The sequence below is a fragment of the Bacillus sp. EB106-02-03-XG38 genome (genome assembly GCF_058792175.1).
Genome location: NZ_JBYTED010000003.1, coordinates 405,471 through 427,252, shown reverse-complemented (window position 1 = coordinate 427,252; position 21,782 = coordinate 405,471). Strand labels below are relative to the sequence as shown.

The window sequence follows — 21,782 nt, the reverse complement described above, 5'->3', positions numbered from 1 at the left end:
TGATAAATGCAATATATATGTTACAATTGATGTAACAGCGAAATCATAATAAACAGGAGATGGATATTGTGAAAAAAATAAAGGATGAACGTCTCATTCTACAAACATTAAAAAACATACGCATCGCTTTTCTTTTTCAATCACTCGGTATAATTGGCATTTTAGGCTATATCGGATTCACTGAAGGAATGGATCAAATTACAAAATCTCCATTATGGCTATTATTTATACTTACGAGTATTGTGCTTTCTTATTTACAATTAAGCGTTTCTATCGATGTAGAAGAAAGCGAAAAGGAAATAAAATTAACTCCTTATTATAAAATTGTTTTACGCTCTCTTATTGTAGGAATCGTTATGGCTATTATTTATATTATTTTCAGTCCAGAAAGACCTATCTTTGAAGCAATTTCCACAGGTGGTATTCTCTTCATATGCTTTTTAGGTTCTTATTCGGTTAGTTATTTTATTAAAAAACGTCGTTTACAAGGCGACGATGAATAAAGTGAAACTTTAATCAATGGGGGTTTTCTTCATCCCCCACTGATTATCAGCCCTCACCAATCGGACTTTAATGGACAGCCCGACCCCCACCTAAATTCTTTGCTTTCGCTGAATCTTGAGGTTGGGGTCTTACTGCCCATTAAAGCGGGATAAAGAGGAAGGGCAACCCCTTCCTCTTTTACTTTGCTATCGCATAGTACCAGTTAAACCGTAACGAATGTCTCGGAACATATTTGTTATGTCACGATTAAAATCGTTTGTAACTGTACCATTACGTAAGCGTGTACTCATTGCATCGACACGAGTAAACATATCATTTCTTACAGAAACATATACGTTTCTGTTTCCAACTTCATTTACAACAGCTTGACGAACTTCATTTGCCATCGCTGTTTCATTTGTTACTGGATTACGTGGTTTTACCGCAATCGCCACATCGTTTCCATATACAACTGTAGACACACGGTCTACGTTATTCATACGTTTCACACGATTTGTAATTTTTTCTGCAGTTTTACCATCATTGTTAATGTATGAATTGTTCATTGTAATATTTCGTGTTGGATGCGGATTAGCAATTTGACCGTTGTAATTTACATCGCGGTAATAATTGTTATATCCTGTACCGTTACGGCCATTTCTATATGTTACATAATCTGTATAACGATCATTACGCGTTACATTATCACGATACTGGTGTGTATCATTATAAGATGTACGCTCGTAATTGTAGTTACGTCCATCCATTGCATTGTTATCTTTTGGTGTACCACATGCAGCTAACGCACTGGTAACTAACAAAGAAGCAGCAATCACTTTTACTTTCGTATTCAATACAAAAACCCCCTCTGTTAGAATGAGCTTCTCTTCTGAAAAGCTCCCTCTTATGATGAGTAACAGAGAAGGTTTTTACACTGTTAATATTTCACTGGGAATTTTCTAACATTCGATGTAGATCTTCCTTTTTCAAAACAACTCTACATACAAAAAAAGGTGGGAATAACCCCACCTTTTTTAAACTTCTTCTTCATCCTCTTCTTCTGAAACGGGCTCCCCAAATACATTTGGTGGATCTGGTTGGTAATACATCGTTCCTGGCTGTGGTGCATATGCGGATTGAGTCGGTTGATAATATAAAGGGTTCGCGTATTGTGGTCCTCCAGGTTGTGGGCTATATAGTCTGCTTTCTCCTCCGCACCCACAATCTTCCTCTCCTTGCACGAGCGGTGGCATATTATTATCCATTGGCATCATATTTGGATTTGGCATAGACGTGTACTGTGGTCCAAACGGCGCTCCTTGCTGATATGGCATTTGATATGGATTTGGTGGTTGATAATACGGATTCGGCGGCATCATAGGTTGTTGGTATGGCATTTGATATGGCATCATATTTGGTGGTTGATTGTTATCCATAATCGGCATGATGTTTGGCATTTGATTATTATCCATAATTGGCATGATGTTTGGCATTTGATTATTATCCATAATTGGCATGATGTTTGGCATTTGATTATTATCCATAATTGGCATGATGTTTGGCATTTGATTATTATCCATAATTGGCATGATGTTTGGTGGTTGATTGTTATCCATAATCGGCATGATGTTTGGTGGTTGATTGTTATCCATAATCGGCATGATGTTTGGCACTTGAATATTTGGCGGTATTACTTGTGGGATAACTACATTTTCTTTCGATACATTTGGTGATACGATATTTCCTACATTTTCTTTCTTTACTTGCGGTGACACAACATTTCCTACATTTTCTTTCTTCACTTGCGGTGATACGATATTTCCTACATTTTCTTTCTTCACTTGCGGTGATACGATATTCCCTACATTTTCTTTCTTTACTTGCGGTGATACGATATTCCCTACATTTTCTTTCTTCACTTGCGGTGATACAATGTTTCCTACATTTTCTTTCTTCACTTGCGGCGATACGATATTCCCTATATTTTCTTTCTTTGTTTGTGGCGATACGATATTCCCTACATTTTCTTTCTTTACTTGCGGTGATACGATGTTATTTTTTTTCGTTTGTGGAGAAATGACGTTATTAGGTTTCATCTTATTAATTTGAGGAGCAATTAACTCGCTTCCTTTTTTAATTACATCTGAAATTTTATATTCTTTTTTCGCTTTGATTGGTGGTTGCGGCGGCTGTGGTAACACATTTACTGAAAACTTCGTGTTTTCTTTCTCTGTTGGTTTTTGTTTTTCTATAACAGGTGGTTTTTGAATAACAGACGGTTTTTCAACTGGTTTTTCTATTTGAATTGGTTTCTCTATTTGAATTGGCTTTTCTTTTTGCACTTCTTTTTGTGGCTTTACCTGTACTTCTTTTTGCGGCTTCACTTGCATTTCCTTCTGTGGTTTTACTTGCACCTCTTTTTGTGTTTGTTGCATAGCAGGCTGCTGTGTAATTGGCGCTGATTGATACGTAACTTCTTCTTCATCTTCTATTCCAAGCGGCGTTGGAGTTGCTGCAAATTCTTTTTGTTGCACTTCTTTTACGTATTGTTTTGGAGGTGCTGAACCTGCTCCAGCCTGCTGTTTTACATGAACGCTGTTTGATGGCACCTTAATTTTCATACCTGGCATGATTAAATCTGGATTACTAAGTTGTGTATTTGTATTTTTCAACGTATCAAAATCCACTCCGTACTTTTTCGCAATTTTCCAAAGGGTATCCCCTTTTTGCACGATATGAATTTTCAAATTTTCCCCCTCCTGTATAACTTATCTATAAGTAACAAATCTCATGAAGTAACTCTTTCTAAATAACATGAACTTCTTTTCACTTTTAACACTTCTTCTATTTCCAATATAGTTTGAAGTGGAATAAGCATAAAAAAATCGCAATGATTTCTTCACAACAATGTATGCCCTTTTCGTTCTCGTTATGATTATATGTACGAAAAAAAGCAACGGGAATCCGCTGCTTTACACTCGCTCTAACATACGATTTAATGCAAGAACCGCTTCTTCGGTCACTTTTTTATCTACACTAATCACGTTAATTACTTCTCCTCTTTCTATCGTTTCAAGCGCCCATAACAAGTGAGGTAGATCAATTCGGTTCATCGTTAAACACGGACACATAAATGGATTAAGCGAAACAATTTCTTTATCTGGATGTTGTTGAATAATACGATTCACTAAATTCATTTCTGTACCAATCGCCCATTTACTTCCAGATGGAGCCGATTCAATCATATCAATAATATATTTCGTTGAACCTGCATAATCCGAAGCAGCTACAACTTCGTAGCAACATTCTGGATGTACGATAATATTCATATCCGGATGATTTTTCCGTACGTTCTCAATGTTTTTCACTGTAAAGTTTTGATGAACCGAGCAATGTCCTTTCCATAAAATCACTTGAATTTCTTCTATATCTCCACCATACTCTAATGAATCTGTATGCGGGTCCCATACTGCCATTTTATCTAACGGGATACCTAAATCGTACGCTGTATTTCTTCCTAAATGTTGGTCCGGTAAAAAGACAAGACGCTCTTTTTGTGTAAAGGCCCAAGATACCATTTGTTTTGCATTAGAAGAAGTTACTGTCGCTCCGCCATTCCGACCGCAAAACGCTTTAATTGCAGCTGTAGAATTGACATATGTTAACGGAATCATCGTATCTCCAAATAATTTTGTGAGCTCTTTCCACGCTCTTTCTGTTTGTTCGATATCTGCCATATCGGCCATTGAACAACCTGCACGCATATCTGGCAAAATAACGATTTGATCATCTGTCGTTAACATATCTGCTGTTTCTGCCATAAAGTGTACACCACAAAACACAATATATTTTGCTTCTTTATTGCTCGCTGCAACTTGCGCAAGCTGAAGTGAATCTCCTGCTGCATCAGAAAATTGTACCACTTCATCTTTTTGATAATGATGTCCTGGAATAAATAGTGTTTTCCCCATTTTTTCTTTAATTTCACGAACACGCTTTTCCATATCTTCTATTGTCATCGTGTAATAACGCTCCGGTAACATCTTTTCAATCGGTTGCACTTTTTCTAAAATACTCATATCCCTTTCTCCCCCTCTAAGCCACTTTCCTTACGCCTCTATGTTGAAACTAATATCAAGTGCTTTCACTGAATGTGTTAACGCTCCAAGTGAAATATAATCTACCCCTGTTTTTCCATATTTCGATAAATCTTCAATTGTAATGCCTCCTGATGCTTCCGTAACGATGGCACTTGGTACAATCTTTGAAAACTCTCGAATCTCATCTGGCGTACGGTTATCAAACATAATGATATCTGCACCAGCAGCTACAGCTTCTCTCACTTGTTCCTCTGTTTCTGTTTCCACTTCTACTTTCACCATATGTCCTAATTTTTCTTTCACCGATGTAACAGCTTTCGTAATAGAACCAGCAAAAGCAATATGATTGTCTTTAATCATGACACCGTCATATAAACCGAAACGGTGATTAAATCCGCCTCCGCACACGACTGCATACTTATCAAACATACGTAGCCCCGGCATTGTTTTTCGCGTATCACAAATGCGTGTATGGCTACTATCTAAAGTACGAACGGCTTTATGTGTCATCGTCGCTATCCCGCTCATACGCTGGATAACGTTTAATATAACGCGCTCTGCCGTTAATAACGAAGCAATTGGTCCTTGCGCAGTTGCTATTATTTCGCCCTTTTCTACAAGATCTCCATCTTTTTTATGAAGCTCTACTTCAATTCTTTCATCAATTAATTTAAATCCTTCTTCAATTACGAAACGCCCCGCAAAGACCCCTGTATCCTTCGCAAGAAACGTTCCTTTTGAAAGTAAATTGTCTGGAAAAATAAGCTGAGACGTTACATCTCGTTCTCCTATATCTTCTAGAAAAAATCGATTTAATGCTTCTTTCACTTTTATCGTGTTCATAAAGCCCCTCTTCCCTTCATCACACAAGTTTTAGTTTTCTTTTCACTCGAACGATCTCTTTTTTTACGCTATTTCTATCTGGATAATCACTTCGGTAATGACCACCAATGCTTTCTTCTCTTTGCAAAGCTGATACGACTATAAGCTCACAGACTGTTAACATATTAATAAGCGTTATCTCTTCATTTGTAAGAGCATCATGTTGCAATATCATATTTCGAACACCGTATTTACTAAGCCATCTCTTTGCATAAGATAAACTTTGCTCTGTTCGCACAATCCCAACGTACTTCATCATGCATTCTTGTATTTCTTCTTTTGCCGGCAAATGATTCAGAACGATAAACTTCTTTTCCTTCTCAGCAAAGTTGTTCAATCTGTCTTTTACCGCTTTCGTTAAAATATGTTGTCCTATTCTTTTCCCAAACACAAGACCTTCTAATAATGAATTACTTGCTAATCTATTTGCTCCATGAACGCCGTTACAAGCTACTTCACCGACTGCATATAAATTTGGAATAGATGTCTCCCCATCACAGTTCGTTTTCACGCCACCCATATGAAAATGAGCACCTGGTACGACCGGAATGCATTTTTTAGTTATATCGACACCATTCTGTTTACACAATGATGATACAGTTGGAAAACGTGCTTCAAAATTTTGGATAGACTCGATATTCAAATACACTTGTTCACCCATCAAAAGCTGTTCATGAATCGCTCTTGCCACTACATCACGCGGCGCGAGGTCGTGATCATGGTGTATATCCATCATAAAACGCTGCCCTTTTCCATTTATAAGGACAGCTCCTTCACCGCGGACAGCTTCAGAGACGAGACCACAGCATTGCCCGTTCGCGTATAACATTGTTGGATGAAATTGTACAAACTCTAAATCTACGAGCTCTCCGCCTGCGCGGTATACCATCGCAAGTCCATCACCTGTAATTGTCTTATCGTTAGAAGTAAAGGCATATAAACCGCCAATTCCACCTGTTGCTAACACCGTATAATCTGCAACGTAACGCTTCAGCTTCCCCTCACTATTTCGCGTTAAAACTCCAATACATTTATCATTTTCTATAATAAAATCGAGCACCATTTCCTGTTCCACTACCGTAACGTGCGGAGCTACTTCTTGAATGAAATGCTCTAATAAATTCTTTCCTGTCGCATCGCCGCCTGCATGTAAAATGCGACGCTTTCGATGTGCACCTTCTTTTCCAAGATGAGGGCCCATTTCATCTCCATCAAATTTCATTCCGTTTTCCATGAGATTATTCATCTCTTTCGGTCCTTCCTCGACTAAATAACGGACCACATCTTCATTGTTATAATGACACCCTGCTACTAACGTATCTTCAAAATGATCGTTTGGATTGTCATATGTAGCAACCGCTGCGGCAATTCCGCCTTGCGCTAAATATGTATTATTATTACGGTTCGTTTCCTTTGTGATAATAATCACATTCTTTTCGTGACAAATCTCTTTCGCAACACGAAGTGCCGCAACGCCACTTCCAATAATTAAGACATCTGCACTTGGCATAATTGTTGCCTCCTACTTTACACTTTTCAACTGTCTTGACACCTATATTTACATAGTTTTAAAATAATGACAAGAGTTTTTTTATAATTCTTATTTTCACTACCATTTAAAAAATAATAGAAATGTAACTCTTACTAGAGAGAGGAACTTATATGATGATATATCTTGACTATGCGGCTACTACACCTATGAGCGTGGAAGCATTACAAACATATATGAAGGCAGCATCACAATACTTCGGAAATGAGCAAAGTTTACATGACATTGGAGGAACAGCCTCTTCTTTATTACAAGTTTGCAGAAAAACATTTGCTGACATGATTGGTGGAAAAGAACAAGGGGTATTCTTCACGAGCGGCGGCTCAGAATCTAACTATCTTGCGATTCAATCTCTTCTCAATGCCCGAAATAAGAAGCATATTATTACGACACCTATGGAACACGCATCCATTCGAAGTTATTTTCAATCCTTACAATCAGAAGGGTATACAATTACTGAAATTCCCGTTGATACAGATGGGCGAATTCATTTAGATGATTTAGAAACAGCTATTACAGAAAATACTGTTCTAGCAAGCATACAGCACGGAAACTCTGAAATCGGAACCGTCCAAAACATCACAGAGATCGGAGCACTTTTAAAAAAATATAACGTTTTATTTCATTCCGATTGTGTGCAAACATTTGGTAAGCTTCCTATCAATGTTTTTGAGATGGGGATTGATAGTTTTTCTGTTTCAGCACATAAAATTTACGGCCCAAAAGGTGTTGGCGCTTGCTATATAAATCCACAAGTTCGCTGGGCACAAATATTTCCGGGAACTTCTCACGAAAAAGGGTTTCGCCCAGGTACAGTAAACGTTCCTGGCATCGCATCTTTTTTAACAGCTGCTGAGAATATATTAAAAAATCAACAGGAAGAAAGCTTACGTTTTAAAGAGTTACGATCCTACTTTTTAGAGCAATTACAAGCACTTCCTCTAGAAATTGAAGTAGAAGGTCATTCTACTTCTTGTTTACCACATATTATTGGGGTTACAATAAAAGGAATAGAAGGTCAATATACAATGCTAGAATGTAATCGCCATGGTATTGCCATTTCCACCGGAAGTGCTTGCCAAGTTGGTAAACAAGAACCTTCGAAAACAATGCTTGCAATTGGAAAAACGTATGAAGAGGCAAAACAATATGTCCGCTTCTCTTTCGGGCAACAAACAACGAAAGATCAAATTGATACTACTATTCATGCACTACACACAATTGGAAATCAATTTTATAGAGGTGTTAAATCATAATGAAACAAAATGACCAAAAAAAGATTTTAGGCGAAGAAAGACGACAGCTTATCCTTCAGTGGCTTCTCGCTGCAAATGAGCCGTTATCTGGGAATGAACTATCGAAAAAGACAAACGTAAGTAGGCAAGTGATCGTGCAAGATATTTCCTTACTTAAAGCACGAAACGAACCGATTATTGCAACTGCTCAAGGATATTTATATTTAAAACCACAAGAGAAACAACAAGCTTTCGAACGCGTAATTGTATGCCAACATAAACCAGCGGAAGTACGTCAAGAACTTACAATGCTTGTTGACCATGGCGTTACGATTAAAGATGTAAAAGTTGAGCATCCTGTATACGGTGACTTAACAGCATCCATCATGGTAAGCAATCGCTTTGATGTAGAGCAATATTTACAAAAAATCGAAAACACAAATGCTTCCTATCTTTCGCAACTAACGGATGGTATTCACTTACATACAATTGAGGCCGATTCAAAAGAAAAGTTAGACGCTGCTTGCGAGGCACTAGATAAAGCAGGATTTCTCGTTTATTAATGTAAAGCACAGAGTTTTTATCATTCTCTGTGCTTTTTTAATGCTATAATATTGTAATCAATCGTAAAGGAGATCAAATATGGGAATTGAACTCGTTCACTTTAGCATTGGCAAGCCGAAACAAATGAAATATAGCGAAGATAAAGAAATGATTACCGGTATATGTAAAGAACTTACCGAAGAAGCTTTCCTATCAAAAGATGGCTTCCTTGGTGATGATGTAGCAGATTTAAAACACCACGGTGGACCTGATCGCGCAGTTTGTGTGTACTCACATGAGCATTACGCACTATGGGAAAAAGAATTCCAAACAACACTTCCAGCTTCCGCATTTGGCGAAAACATTACCGTAACAAATATGTTAGAACATGATGTTTGCATCGGAGATACATACAAATTAGGTGAAGCGATTATTCAAGTGACACAAGCGCGCGTACCTTGTAGCACGATTTCAAAACGCCTCGGTATTCCTGGCATACTGCCGCGCATTGTAGCAACCGGATTTACTGGCTACCTATGCCGCGTTCTTCAAGAAGGTAATGTACGTAAAGATTCAAAAATTACATTACTAGAACGTCAACCGAGCAATGTTTCTGTTTTGTTCTCTAACGAAATTTATTTTCATAATAGAAAAGATAAAGATGCTATTGAAAAAATTCTTGCTGTTCCAGAACTAGCTGATGTTTGGCGAGGTCAGCTAGAAGATCGTCTTGCGAAGTTAAAATAAAGAATCCCACCATTTATAGGTGGGATTTTATTTATCTATCACGCGGTATAACCTAGCTCCCCTTACAACCAATAAGAAGAATAACTCCCAAGCACAGTAACAGAAAAACCGAGTGCTTCAAGTTCCATCGTTACACCTGGCAATAATACGTCATCGTATGCTTTGTCGACATCGATTAAGAAAAAGTAATTTCCAAGTCCTGTTTTCATCGGACGCGATTCGATTTTTGATAAGTTTAGTTTTCTCCATGCGAAAGCTGATAACACTTGATATAGTGCTCCTGCATAATCAGCAGGTAACGTTATCATAAGCGTCGTTTTCTCTCCGCGGTTTTCTCCGTTATTTGAGAGTATTGCTTTCTTTTTCTTATGGAGCACGAGGAAACGTGTATGATTATTTTTATGTGTATGAATACTTCGTCTTACAATAGTCAATCCGTATTTCTCTGCAGCTGCTTCATTTGCAATGGCAGCAATTTTTTCTTCAGGATGTTCTTTTACATATTGTGCAGCGGCACTTGTTGATGTCATATCTCGAGCAGTTATCCCTTTTAATTCTTCATTTAAAAACTTATGACATTGGGCAATAGCGTGCGGATGAGAATGCACTGCATATACTTCTTCCCACACTTCTGCATACTGCGGATGCACAAGTAAATGTTGCTGAATTGGTACTGTAATTTCTCCTACAATAGAAAGTGGTTGCTCATGCACGAGGTAATCAACTGTTATATTCACGGAACCTTCTATGGCGTTTTCTAGTGGTACCACTGCATAATCTACATTTCCATTTGCAGCTGCATCCATACAATCTGGGATCGTTCGATACGGTACATGCTCTGCTTCCGGAAAAAAACGACTCACCGCCATATTTGTAAATGTTGCTTCTGGTCCTAAATATCCTACTCGAATCATCGTCTTTTCCCCTCTTTTTCGTTTTCTTACTGTTATACCATACTTTTTTATATTCTTCTATGTAAATTTCGAATATTAAAAAAAGACTAGCATTTGCTAGTCTAAATGTTTCTTATATTCTCTTTGAGCAAAGAAGAAATAAACGATGCATGCAGCGATATAAAACAGAATAAATAAGCCTACTTTTCGTAATGAACCGTCCATAAAGATCGTATTATGAAACGTATATAACGCAACCGCACTATGCATACTCCCCACTATAATTGGTGCAAAAAATAGCATACACAATTGCCAGCGAGAAATCCTCCACACTTCTTCCTTCGTCATTCCCAGCTTAGAAAGTGCCCCGTATTGCTTTCGATCCGATGAAATATTATGAAACCATTTAAAATATACGATACTACATGATGTAAGAAAAAATAATATACTAATGAATGAACCTATAAATAGAGTAATATTGCCGAACTCTTTCATATTCACATATAACTCCATATTACTTCGAAATGCGTTATTATCATCTTGTTTCATATGTTTCCGTAAATCTTCATTTAATTTTTTCGTATTTTCGATATTTGGTAATGTATAACCTCTATATATCATTTTTTCAGAATCAGGAACCTGATTTGCTATACTGTCAAAATCTTCATCATTCATGACGAAAAACAGACCGTTAATGTGCGCAAGATGATAGTTAAATTGCACCCCTTCTTTCTGACCGTTAAATACGAATGGATACGTTTGATTCATTACTTGTAATTGAATCTCTTTTTGATTATATATATTCGAACGATTGTATTTATTATAAAAAACAAGTGTAACAGTTCCTTTTTTAGGATGATACGTTTTCTGTTTTTGTTTTCTTGCCTCCTGATTGTATTCACTTTCTTTAATGAGCGGCGCTACTTCTGCTTCTCCCTTGTTGGACTGAAAAGATGCATACACTCCAACAAAACTCATAAATTGAAAATCATCATATCCATATTGATGCAGTAATTGTTCAACCGTACCTTCTGCAAAGACTTCATGGGTAGAAACACCTTTTTCTATGTATGAAAATGAGTGTGCGCCCCCATCTCGCCACATATCTTGCATGCTAGAAAAATATAAGAACACCGTACCTGTTGCCGTAACTACAAATGTCGTTGCCATAGAAAGCATAAAGAAAAAGCGACCATTTTCCTTCATTCGATGTGACAATTGATTCACTATAAATAAATACGGATATGTATACATAATCTTTTTATTTCGTTTAATCATTTCCAACAATTGGATTGCACCGTGTGTAAAAGAAAAGTACGTTCCGAAAAAAACAAGTATAGACACAGGGAAAAAATATAATCCTATCGTTTCCATTGTCACTTGTAGCGCTAACGCATATCCTGCCCCTAAACAAATAAAGCCGAATATACAAAGCCATATTGATGTTTTCTTCTCTTTTTTATCCGTTCGAAATTCTTTCAACAACCGAATGATTTTTATGTTCCATATACGTAAAGCACTTATAAAAGATAACAGAATAAAAACAACCATATATGTAATAAACGTTACCAAAATCGCTTTCACGTCAAATATGACAGGGAGTTCTTTCGGAAGACGCATTAGCATGCTAAACACCATAAAAAAGAGTTTCAAAAAGATCATGCCAATCCCAATACCAAAAATATTAGCAAATACCCCGATCAACATTTGTTCGGTCATAATTACGCCAATTACGTTAGATTTCGTTGCTCCCATTAACATATATAATCCTAATTCTTTCTTACGTGCCTCTATAAAAATAGAAGTAGAGTACAAAATAAATATGACAAAAAAAGAAATGATAATAACATTACATATAACAAGTCCCCAGCGTACGTTTTGATACCACAGTGTCTCTTGCATATACGGATGTACAATAACAGACATGTATGCAAAAGACGCAAATATTGCAAAACAACTACTTAAGAAAAACACTTTATAATTACGCCAATTTCCTTTTATATTTTGTAGCGCTAGTTGCCGAATGTTCATCTATCGTCCCCCTATAACTTACTACATAGGCAAAAAGCTAGAGGTTTCTCTAGCTTTGCACGTGTTTCAAATATCCTCTTTGCGCGATTATAAAGTAAATCGCAGAAGCTACAATGTATGCTCCAATTACAATCGCACCTGATTTCCATAAATCGAGATAAAGCATTTTCCCTAACGTATGAAGAGCAAATCCACTATGAATGGCACCAATTACAATTGGGATAAAGAAGATAACGCCCATTTGTCGAATCGCAATTTTACGAATTTCTTTATCTGTCATACCGATTCTCTTTAACGATTTAAACTGAATACGATCTTGTTCTTTATCGTTAAACCATTTAAAGTACGTCATACTACAAGCGAAGAAGAAGAACAGTACAGCTACAAAGAAACCAATAAACATTGTAATCGCCCCTGATTCTCTTATATTTTTATAAGCGAACACTGAGTTATGCAATTCCTCTTGCTTATCTGGTGCAACTTCCTTTTTCAAATCTAACACAAGATCTTCTGTACTTTTCCAGTCTTCTATATAATAACCGTAATATTTCGTCTTTTCTTCATCCGGTACGAGCTTTGCGTATTTCTCAAAATCTTGATCATTTACAATGAGATATTCACTATCATTAAAAACAGAAAATGAAGTTGGCTGATTTAATTGAACAGACTGCGTTTGTCCGTTCATTTTAAATTCATACGGTTTCGCAAGATCTACCTTCATCATATCGTTCGCCATATCCGTTATGACCATCGTTGCACTACCAGGTGCATTATGAACTTCTCTAACTTGCTCTCTTTTTTGTTTACGTACTTCAGCGTTATATTCTTTTTCTGAAACAATCGCCATTGGCATCTCATGTTCACTGTTAAACATCGTGATTTTTTGAGTTCCAGGAAGTTTTACGTACGTTACTTCTCGCGCTTCTTTAAATCCATGTTTTTTTATTAATTCTTTTGTTTTTCCTTCTTTGATGACATTATGCGTATGTATTCCTTTTTCCTCATACGAAATAGCATGCGGGGTACTAGTTACTGCCTTATAACTCATATCCTCAAAAAATACGTACAGTGTACCAACTGCTGACGATACAACGGCCGTAATGATAGAAATTACAAATAAAAAACGAGCATTATCTTTCATTTTATAAATCAGATTGCTAAGTACGAACATATTTGGATATGTATAAAAAGATTTTGTTCGTTTTTGTAACGCCTTTAATACGACTGTACTACCTTGTGTAAACAGTAAATAAGTTCCGCCTATCGTCAACCCTACAATCGGTAAAAACAGAATGATAAAATTCATAAATGTCACTTGGAAGCTAAGTACATATGCAACAATAATACATCCTATACCAACTACACATAACCATGTAAATGCAAAAGGTTCTACTTTTTGTTTTCTTGCTTCTCTTAATAAATCAATAATTTGCAAGCGTCCTACTGTCCAAACGCTAAACAATGATAGGATTAAAAATAGAATAAAGTATACACCCGCTGTAATCAAAACTGCTTTACTATTCCATACGAGTGGAAGTGTTTTATCTATTTTCAATATTACACTTAATGCTTGGAAAAATAATTTTGAACAAAGCATGCCAAGCCCGATACCTACTACAATTGCAATACTACCTAACATAAGTTGCTCTAATATAATCATTCGGCCAAGTTGAGATTTCGTTCCACCTATTAATGTTAATAGACCAAACTCTTTTTTCCTTGCTCGTAAAAATGTGGAATTTGCATATAAAATAAAGAGTGCTGAGAAGATGACTACAATATAATTCATCGATTCTAACCCTTTTGAAATCATCGCTCTCATACTAATATTACCGCCTACAACATCTGGATGATAAATGAAGGAAGCATACATGAAAAATACGACTATCGATAAACAACTACTTATAAGAAACGCTTTATAATTACGCCAATTTCCTTTTACATTATTAAGCGCGAGCTGGCGAAAGTTCATGATATTCTCCTCCTAGCATCGCAAGTACGTCCAGAATTTCTTGGAAAAAGGCTTGCTTCGTTCTTCCTTTATGAATTTCTGAGAAAATCTCTCCATCGCGAATGAAAAGAATACGTTCGCAATAACTCGCCGCTACTGGATCATGCGTTACCATTGCAATTGTTACTTTCTTTTGTTCATGTAAGTCTTGCAACGCGCTCATTAATGATTTTGCTGACTTCGAATCTAAGTTTCCAGTCGGCTCATCTGCTAAAATTAACGTAGGCTCATGAATAATCGCTCTCGCAGCTGCTGCACGTTGTTGTTGTCCGCCTGATACTTCATATACTTTTTTATTTAAAATTTCTTCGATATTTAAAAACTTTGCAATCTCAAGCACTTTTGCATCGATTTCATTTACAGATTTCTTCGCCATGACAAGTGGTAAAATAATATTTTCTTTAATCGATAACGTATCAAGCAAGTTAAAATCTTGGAAGATAAATCCTAAATGTGTACGGCGAAACTCCGCTAATTTTGCAGCACGCATTTGATTAATTTCTTCCCCATTTACAAGCACATGACCTGAAGTTTGCTTATCAATTGTTGCTAATAAATTTAAAAGCGTTGTTTTCCCGCTTCCTGAAGGACCCATAATCCCTACAAATTCGCCTTCTTCTATTTTAAAATTTATATCATTTAAAGCAGTCGTCGCTACTGAACCTTTTGATTGATACACCTTTGTTAATCCTTTTACTTCAAGAACACTCATTTCTAATCCCCCTATGCGTTTTCTTCTTACATTTACTATAAGAAAAATAAGAAAAAGAAACGAGTGATTTCCCTTACAAAACGTTTTGTTATCTTACAGTTTTGTCATTTTTCTCATTAATGTATGATATTCTTCATCTTTTGCAAATTGGAACGTGAATGTTGTCCCTTCCCCTTCAGCCGATTGCACATACATACCGTGATGTAAATTATCACAAATTTCCTTCGTAATATATAAGCCCATTCCAGTCGCTTCTCTCGTTTTACGGCCATTTATTCCCGTAAAGAATGGATCAAATATACGCTTTACATCTTGCTTTGGAATACCAATTCCATTGTCCTTAATATGTAATAATACTTTTTGATCTTTTTCTTCAATTTGAAATTGAATTTCCTTTTTCTCTGTCTCTGAAATTTTCGTATACTTAATTGCGTTTACAACAATTTGACTTATAGCAATACTGAGCCATTTTCTGTCAGATGCAACCATACAAGTATCTTCCCCAAACATTACTTTCGGGAATACAGACGATTGAATAAAGGATTTTCGATTTTCATTAATAATACCTCGAATGATATCTATCACATTTACTACTTCTACCTTATAATCTTTCGCAAACTGCTCTAACCTTGCCATATGTAACGCTAAATCTAAACCGTTTAATATACGATTATTTTCTTCACGAATACTTTCAACTGTTACTCTTGCTTCACGATGTTCTTTACCAAACTTCTGTAATAGTAATTCGATAACAGATACTGGTGTTTTCATTTGATGAATCCATTGATTCATAAATATCATTTGCTGCTGTTCTTTGGCATGTTGTTTATGAACTTCATTCATATATTGCTGTCTTAATAACGTAAACGATTCAACGACCATCTCTTGCTCTGACGTATAAGAAGTATCAATAAACAATGAATCATGTAATGTATTTCCGTCAGTAACATACTTTTCTATCCTCTTTAAAAACACACTCCGTTTTCGGTAATCGTAAATGAGGTATACAGTAAACACAAGCACCCCTAATAAAAGTCCGTATAACCACGTACTCCAATCAATGGATCGCTTTTCTAAAAGACTTTGTAACTGCAAAACGAGCCCAAATAAACAAAGGCTAACAATATAAGAAAGAATTAAAGAAAAGCGATCCATGAGGTAATTTTTAACCTTCATGCCCTTCTCCCCACTCTGTAAGAAGCGCATAACCATATCCACGTTTCGTTACAATCGCATTTTTAATGCCTAGCTCCTCTAGTTTCTTCCTTACACGTTTTACATTTACAGTTAATGTATTATCATCGACAAAAGCTATCTCATCCCACAGGGCTTCTAACAGTTCTTCGCGCGTTACATATTGATTTGCTTGTTTCATTAAACACTCTAATAAGTAAAATTCATTTTTTGTCAGTTCTGTTTGTTGCCCTTGCCACTCAACAACATGCTGAGATGGGAATAACAACAGTCCATTTACACCTAAACAATCACTCTCAGCAACAGAGGCATACTCACCATACCCACGGCGAAGTGCACTTTTCACCTTTGCCATTACAATATCTAAATGGAATGGCTTCGTAATGTAATCATCACCGCCATTTTCAATCGCCATTACTTGATCCATTTCCCCTGTTCTTGCAGAAACAAAAATAATTGGTGCATTCGATACACTGCGGATTTGACGACACCAATAAAAACCATCAAAATACGGTAAATTAATATCAAGTAACACGAGATGCGGATTTACTTTTACGAACTCATCTTTTATATGTCGTAAATCACTTGCTCTAAATGACTGATAGCCATACCTTTCTAAATGCTCTTCTAATATCCCCGCGATTTTTTCATCGTCTTCTACAATTAATATTTTATACATGTTTACTTTCTCCCTATAAAAAATTCTTCTAAAACCACTCCTCTTTTTATTATAAATTGAAAATTTAATTAGTGGGGATTTTTTCCTGTTTAAATCAGACTTTTACGATATAAAGTGAAATTTTAATCAGTGGGGTTTTCTTCATCTCCCACTGATTATTAGCCCTCACCAATCGGACTTTAATGGGCAGCCCGACCCCCTCCTAACTTCTTTGCTTTCGCTGCATTTTGAGGTGGGGGGCTTACTGTCCATTAAAGTAGGATAAAAAAAGACTGCCATATTTCGGCAGTCTTAGTCGATAAATTCAAATTCATATTCAAGAATTTTTACAATATCTCCGTCTTTCGCACCACGTGCACGAAGAGCTTCATCAATACCCATTCCGCGCATTTGACGAGCGAAACGACGTATAGATTCATCACGTGAGAAGTCTGTCATCTTGAATGTTTTCTCGATATCGTAACCAGAGATAACAAACGTGCCATCACTTTCACGTGTAATTTCAAATTTAACACCTTCAGTATCAAATTTGTACATTACACTTGTGTCAGACTCATCCGCAACTTGATGTATCGGGAATTCTGGTGTTGTTTCTATTAAGTTCGCTACTTCAAACAGTAAGTCACGAACACCTTGTTTCGTTACAGCTGAGATTGGGAAGATTTTTACTTCGTCTCCCACTTTCTCTTTAAATGCTTGTAAGTTTTCTTCTGCATCTGGCATATCCATTTTGTTTGCAACAACAACTTGTGGACGCTCCGTTAAGCGAAGATTGTATTCTTTTAATTCATTATTAATCGTTACGTAATCTTCAAATGGATCACGGCCTTCTAAACCAGACATATCAATAACATGCACGATTACACGTGTACGCTCGATATGACGTAAGAATTGATGTCCAAGTCCAACGCCAGCATGTGCGCCTTCAATTAGTCCAGGAAGGTCAGCCATAACAAAGCTGCGGTTATCACCAGTTTCAACAACACCAAGATTTGGAACGATTGTTGTGAAGTGATACTCTGCAATTTTCGGACGTGCTGATGATACGACAGATAATAATGTAGATTTACCTACACTTGGGAATCCGACAAGTCCAACGTCTGCCAGTACTTTAAGTTCTAGGATGACATCACGCTCTTGACCTGGTTCCCCGTTCTCAGCGATTTCTGGCGCTGGGTTCGTAGCTGTTGCGAAACGTGAGTTGCCACGGCCACCGCGGCCACCTTTTGCAATTACAGCAGTTTGCCCATGCGTTACTAAATCGGCAAGAATTTGACCAGTTTTTTCATCTTTTACTACTGTTCCTGGTGGAACCTTTACAAGTAAATCTTCAGATTTACGTCCGTGCTGACCTTTACTCATTCCGTGCTGACCGCGATCAGCTTTGAAATGACGTTGGTAGCGGAAGTCCATTAATGTACGTAAGCCTTCCTCAACAACGAAAACAACATCTGCACCTTTACCACCGTCGCCACCTGCTGGGCCACCTTTTGGAACATACTTCTCACGACGATACGCAACCATTCCGTTACCACCGTCGCCGCCTTTTACATATATCTTGACCTGATCTACAAACATTATTTCACCACACTTTTTTCAATTGGTTGTAATATAACTGAGACCTCTTCGTCTCTTACTGTATAAGAAATGGAATACCATTTATTGTTTTGGGTCGCAAGCCAATTCTGTAGTTCTTCTACACTCGTTAGCTTACCACGAAAATCAAAAAAGAAACGAGCATTCTCCGCGTCACATTCAATTGTAATACAAACATAATTTTCAACATATACGTCTAAACTATGCTGAAGCATTGAGAAAAATTGATTCGTCCATGTACATACAGTCTCATCTAAGTGAGATAAGTTATGTAATTTCCCTAATACTTCGTACTCCAATAAGCACGGCTGCTGTTTCCAATTATATGTTAAAATCCACTCTGAAAATAAAGGCATTGATAGCCCCATCAGATTGGATTCTTGTCTCGCTTCTTGGACAAAACGATCGATGAGACTATGAATTTCTTCCACTTTTCCAAGGGAAAGGTTTCCTTTCACCATCTGCATACGATTGAGCCAATCATGCCTTGAATGGCGCAATGCATCTATAATTGTCCATTTTTCATTCATTTAGATACCCCTTAATATAGAAAAACTCTAACCTGCACTCAGGTTAGAGTTTTCCGTGAGTTCTTATGCTTCTTGAGCAACAGGATATACGCTCACTTGTTTGCGGTCACGGCCAAGACGCTCAAAGCGTACTACGCCGTCAACTTTCGCGTATAAAGTGTCATCGCCACCACGACCAACGTTAACACCTGGATAAATTTTTGTACCGCGTTGACGGTAAAGAATTGAACCACCTGAAACCGTTTGACCATCTGCGCGTTTAGCACCAAGACGTTTTGACTGAGAGTCACGACCGTTCTTTGTACTACCTACACCTTTCTTAGATGCGAAAAACTGAAGATCTAATCTTAACATACGTTACACCTCCTGCACTTTTTCTATTAAACGGATATACTTTCCGTAATCAAGTTCGATCGTCTTAAGCGAAACAACCAATCCTTCTAAAAGCGTTTGTGCTTTTTCTGCTGCATGAACGTCTAAATCATTAGGCAATTCATACGTTAAGAATCCGCCATCGCTTCCGAGTTCAATAGTTGCCTGCACATTACAAAGTTCTTCCACTGCATTTATAGAACCAAACACAACCGCTGTAGTTCCAGCACAGACAAGATCTTGTCCATGTGGCGCATAATCGGCATGTCCAGTCATTTTAAATGATTGGATACTTCCTAATTTCGTGCGACTTATCGTAATTTTAATCATGTTAACCTGAATTAAGCGTTGATAGCTTCAACAACTAGCTTAGTGTAAGGTTGACGATGACCTTGTTTCTTACGATTGTTCTTTTTCGCTTTGTATTTGAAAACGATGATTTTCTTAGCGCGACCTTGTTTTTCAACTTTCGCAGTAACTGTTGCACCTTCTACAACTGGGCTACCAACTTTAACGTTTTCGCCACCAACGAAAAGAACTTTGTCAAAAGTAACAGTTTCACCAGCTTCAACATCTAATTTTTCAATGTAGATTGCTTGACCAGCTTCAACTTTAATTTGTTTTCCACCTGTTTCAATAATTGCGTACATACTTGCACCTCCTCTTAATTACTAAGACTCGCCAAAAACGAGGTAGACATAAATGCCTTTAGGGAACCTGTCTTGTGCGGTTGTAGCATATAGCCGTTTAGGTGCTATAAACTATAACATAAAGATGTTATCATGAATCATAGACGGTTGTCAATGAAAGTTCTACTAACTATTTTTTCCGTTCTACAATTTCTTTTTTACTTCCAAAACGGATAATGGCGTACTTTTCGATCATATCATCTTTGAAATAAATTTCAAATGGAATATTTTTTTGTAATTCTTTTTGAAAAAATTGTTTTTGTAATTCTTTAGGTCCAGCAATTAATACTGCTTCGTCTTCTATATTTCCATATGCGATTAGCTCTCTCTCTAACTCATACGCAATTGTTTCATATGACATCACATACCCCGTCCCTTTGCACGGTACACACTCTTCTAGTAATACGTCGCGTAAAGAATGTTTTTTACGTTTACGTGTCATCTCCAAAATCCCTAACTCCGTAAACCCAAGTACTCTCGTATATGTGCGATCACTCTGCATAGCAGCGATGAGACATTCTCTGACCTTTTCTTTGTCTTCTCTTCTTTTCATATTAATGAAATCAATTAATATCATACCGCCAATATCACGTAATCTTAATTGACGTGCTATCTCTTCAGCAGCCAATTCATTTGTACGAAGGACTGTATCTTGTAAATTCTGTTTTCCAGTAAACTTGCCCGTATTCACGTCAATTACAGTCATCGTCTCCATTTGTTCCACAATTAAATACGCACCGTTCGGGAGCCACACAATTTTTTGAAGTGCTTTCTCGATCTCACGCTCTATTCCAAAATGGCTAAACATTGAAGATTTTTCATTATAGAAAGATACTTTTTCTTTTCCGACTTTTTCTTCTAATTCTTTTACTATACTTCTTGTATCTACAACTACTTTTTCAATCGTTTCAATTGGATTCTCTTGAAATACACGATCTAAAAAGGTGGCTGGTCGATGAAGTAATAACGGTGCCTTTCCTTGGTCCTCTTTTCTTTTTAACTCTTCATATAGCTGCTGTAATCTTTGCATTTCAGCCTGTATTTCTTCAATTTCTCCTTTTTCAGAAGCAGAACGGAAAATATATCCACCTGTCCCTTCTACTTCAATTTGGAGTAGTTGCTGCCTTCTTTTATTGTTTTTTATTTTCCGAGAAACGGCACGCATTTCATCATATGGCATATAAACGACATATTTCCCGGTAAATTCTATGTTCGCTGTCAATTTCGGCCCTTTCGTATCAATTGCCTCTTTCACAACTTGTACGAGTACGGCCTGCCCTTCATGTATACGATAAGAAGACGGCACATCATCGTATGAAAGATACGCATGCTTTTCTAAACCGATATTTACAAATGCTGCGTTCATTCCGGCAATCGTTCTTGCGATCCGTCCAACATAAATATGTCCAACAATCTCTTGTTCTTCATTTCGCTTCCATAAAAACTCAACCATTTTTTTCTTCTCTTCAATTGCAACTCGTTTTTCCGATCCAGCGTAGTTTATATATAACGTTTTCAAAATTCTTTCCTCACTTT

20 protein-coding genes, 1 pseudogene and 1 other annotated feature are annotated in these 21,782 nt (G+C 37.0%); of the genes and pseudogenes, 4 read left to right on the top strand and 17 right to left on the bottom strand.

The features are described from left to right. Positions 1-68: 68 nt before the first annotated feature. Positions 69-503, top strand: a complete 435-nt coding sequence (locus tag AC3WTI_RS16680; RefSeq protein ID WP_142286680.1) for a branched-chain amino acid ABC transporter substrate-binding protein — start codon at positions 69-71, stop codon at positions 501-503. A 186-nt stretch (positions 504-689) separates the two neighbouring features. Here the strand turns inward: AC3WTI_RS16680 and AC3WTI_RS16675 are convergent, their stop codons facing one another. The 5 genes and pseudogenes from AC3WTI_RS16675 to nadB form a co-directional block, all read right to left on the bottom strand. Beyond that, positions 690-1,337, bottom strand: coding sequence for a YhcN/YlaJ family sporulation lipoprotein (locus AC3WTI_RS16675; RefSeq protein ID WP_087957045.1), 648 nt, complete (start codon positions 1,335-1,337; stop codon positions 690-692). A 1,736-nt stretch (positions 1,338-3,073) separates the two neighbouring features. After that, positions 3,074-3,230: pseudogene (gene safA / locus AC3WTI_RS16670) on the bottom strand (SafA/ExsA family spore coat assembly protein); the annotation flags it as partial. Between the two features lie 225 nt (positions 3,231-3,455). After that, positions 3,456-4,562, bottom strand: coding sequence for a quinolinate synthase NadA (nadA, locus tag AC3WTI_RS16665; RefSeq protein WP_087957047.1), 1,107 nt, complete (start codon positions 4,560-4,562; stop codon positions 3,456-3,458). 30 nt (positions 4,563-4,592) lie between these two features. Continuing rightward, entirely contained in the window at positions 4,593-5,426 is an 834-nt protein-coding gene (gene nadC, locus AC3WTI_RS16660) for a carboxylating nicotinate-nucleotide diphosphorylase (RefSeq protein ID WP_087957048.1), read from the bottom strand. Between the two features lie 19 nt (positions 5,427-5,445). Next, positions 5,446-6,975, bottom strand: a complete 1,530-nt coding sequence (nadB, locus tag AC3WTI_RS16655; protein ID WP_097840795.1) for an L-aspartate oxidase — start codon at positions 6,973-6,975, stop codon at positions 5,446-5,448. 152 nt (positions 6,976-7,127) lie between these two features. On the opposite strand from nadB, the gene AC3WTI_RS16650 reads away from it, so the two are divergent. The 3 genes from AC3WTI_RS16650 (at position 7,128) to AC3WTI_RS16640 (ending at position 9,539) form a co-directional block, all read left to right on the top strand. Beyond that, on the top strand, positions 7,128-8,270 hold the full coding sequence (locus tag AC3WTI_RS16650; RefSeq protein WP_087957050.1) for an IscS subfamily cysteine desulfurase: 1,143 nt from the start codon (positions 7,128-7,130) through the stop codon (positions 8,268-8,270). Then, positions 8,270-8,812, top strand: a complete 543-nt coding sequence (locus AC3WTI_RS16645) for a transcription repressor NadR (protein ID WP_000812240.1) — start codon at positions 8,270-8,272, stop codon at positions 8,810-8,812. Before AC3WTI_RS16650 ends, AC3WTI_RS16645 begins: the two co-directional genes overlap by 1 nt. Positions 8,813-8,891: 79 nt before the next feature. Beyond that, complete coding sequence (locus AC3WTI_RS16640; protein ID WP_087957052.1) at positions 8,892-9,539, top strand: MOSC domain-containing protein; 648 nt, start codon at positions 8,892-8,894, stop codon at positions 9,537-9,539. Between the two features lie 62 nt (positions 9,540-9,601). Here AC3WTI_RS16640 and pheA read toward each other — a convergent pair whose 3' ends face one another. The 12 genes from pheA to AC3WTI_RS16580 all read right to left on the bottom strand — a co-directional run bounded on the left by pheA (position 9,602) and on the right by AC3WTI_RS16580 (position 21,765). Continuing rightward, on the bottom strand, positions 9,602-10,453 hold the full coding sequence (gene pheA / locus AC3WTI_RS16635) for a prephenate dehydratase (protein ID WP_000621725.1): 852 nt from the start codon (positions 10,451-10,453) through the stop codon (positions 9,602-9,604). Positions 10,454-10,549: 96 nt separating this feature from the next. Continuing rightward, complete coding sequence (locus AC3WTI_RS16630; RefSeq protein WP_097840796.1) at positions 10,550-12,463, bottom strand: ABC transporter permease; 1,914 nt, start codon at positions 12,461-12,463, stop codon at positions 10,550-10,552. 49 nt (positions 12,464-12,512) lie between these two features. Beyond that, positions 12,513-14,435 carry an ABC transporter permease gene (locus AC3WTI_RS16625; protein ID WP_097840797.1) on the bottom strand — a complete coding sequence of 641 codons (1,923 nt, stop codon included), beginning with the start codon at positions 14,433-14,435 and terminating at the stop codon, positions 12,513-12,515. Continuing rightward, entirely contained in the window at positions 14,410-15,186 is a 777-nt protein-coding gene (locus AC3WTI_RS16620; RefSeq protein WP_000114530.1) for an ABC transporter ATP-binding protein, read from the bottom strand. The genes AC3WTI_RS16625 and AC3WTI_RS16620 overlap by 26 nt, the downstream gene beginning before the upstream one ends. A 93-nt stretch (positions 15,187-15,279) precedes the next feature. Further along, positions 15,280-16,362, bottom strand: a complete 1,083-nt coding sequence (locus tag AC3WTI_RS16615; RefSeq protein WP_087957055.1) for a HAMP domain-containing histidine kinase — start codon at positions 16,360-16,362, stop codon at positions 15,280-15,282. Continuing rightward, on the bottom strand, positions 16,352-17,059 hold the full coding sequence (locus AC3WTI_RS16610) for a response regulator transcription factor (RefSeq protein ID WP_087957056.1): 708 nt from the start codon (positions 17,057-17,059) through the stop codon (positions 16,352-16,354). The genes AC3WTI_RS16615 and AC3WTI_RS16610 overlap by 11 nt, the downstream gene beginning before the upstream one ends. A 291-nt stretch (positions 17,060-17,350) precedes the next feature. Further along, positions 17,351-18,637 (bottom strand): GTPase ObgE, encoded by a 1,287-nt coding sequence (gene obgE, locus AC3WTI_RS16605; RefSeq protein ID WP_048531424.1) that lies wholly within the window; start codon positions 18,635-18,637, stop codon positions 17,351-17,353. Continuing rightward, positions 18,637-19,185, bottom strand: coding sequence for a sporulation initiation phosphotransferase B (locus AC3WTI_RS16600; protein WP_001003587.1), 549 nt, complete (start codon positions 19,183-19,185; stop codon positions 18,637-18,639). The genes obgE and AC3WTI_RS16600 overlap by 1 nt, the downstream gene beginning before the upstream one ends. 63 nt (positions 19,186-19,248) lie before the next feature. Then, on the bottom strand, positions 19,249-19,539 hold the full coding sequence (rpmA, locus tag AC3WTI_RS16595) for a 50S ribosomal protein L27 (RefSeq protein ID WP_000944957.1): 291 nt from the start codon (positions 19,537-19,539) through the stop codon (positions 19,249-19,251). Between the two features lie 3 nt (positions 19,540-19,542). Next, positions 19,543-19,887, bottom strand: coding sequence for a ribosomal-processing cysteine protease Prp (locus AC3WTI_RS16590; RefSeq protein ID WP_001973720.1), 345 nt, complete (start codon positions 19,885-19,887; stop codon positions 19,543-19,545). An 11-nt stretch (positions 19,888-19,898) separates the two neighbouring features. Beyond that, positions 19,899-20,207, bottom strand: coding sequence for a 50S ribosomal protein L21 (gene rplU / locus AC3WTI_RS16585; protein WP_000270907.1), 309 nt, complete (start codon positions 20,205-20,207; stop codon positions 19,899-19,901). A 14-nt stretch (positions 20,208-20,221) separates the two neighbouring features. Continuing rightward, positions 20,222-20,299 (bottom strand) — a sequence feature (ribosomal protein L21 leader region). Between the two features lie 77 nt (positions 20,300-20,376). Continuing rightward, on the bottom strand, positions 20,377-21,765 hold the full coding sequence (locus AC3WTI_RS16580; protein ID WP_087957057.1) for an Rne/Rng family ribonuclease: 1,389 nt from the start codon (positions 21,763-21,765) through the stop codon (positions 20,377-20,379). Positions 21,766-21,782 lie beyond the last annotated feature (17 nt).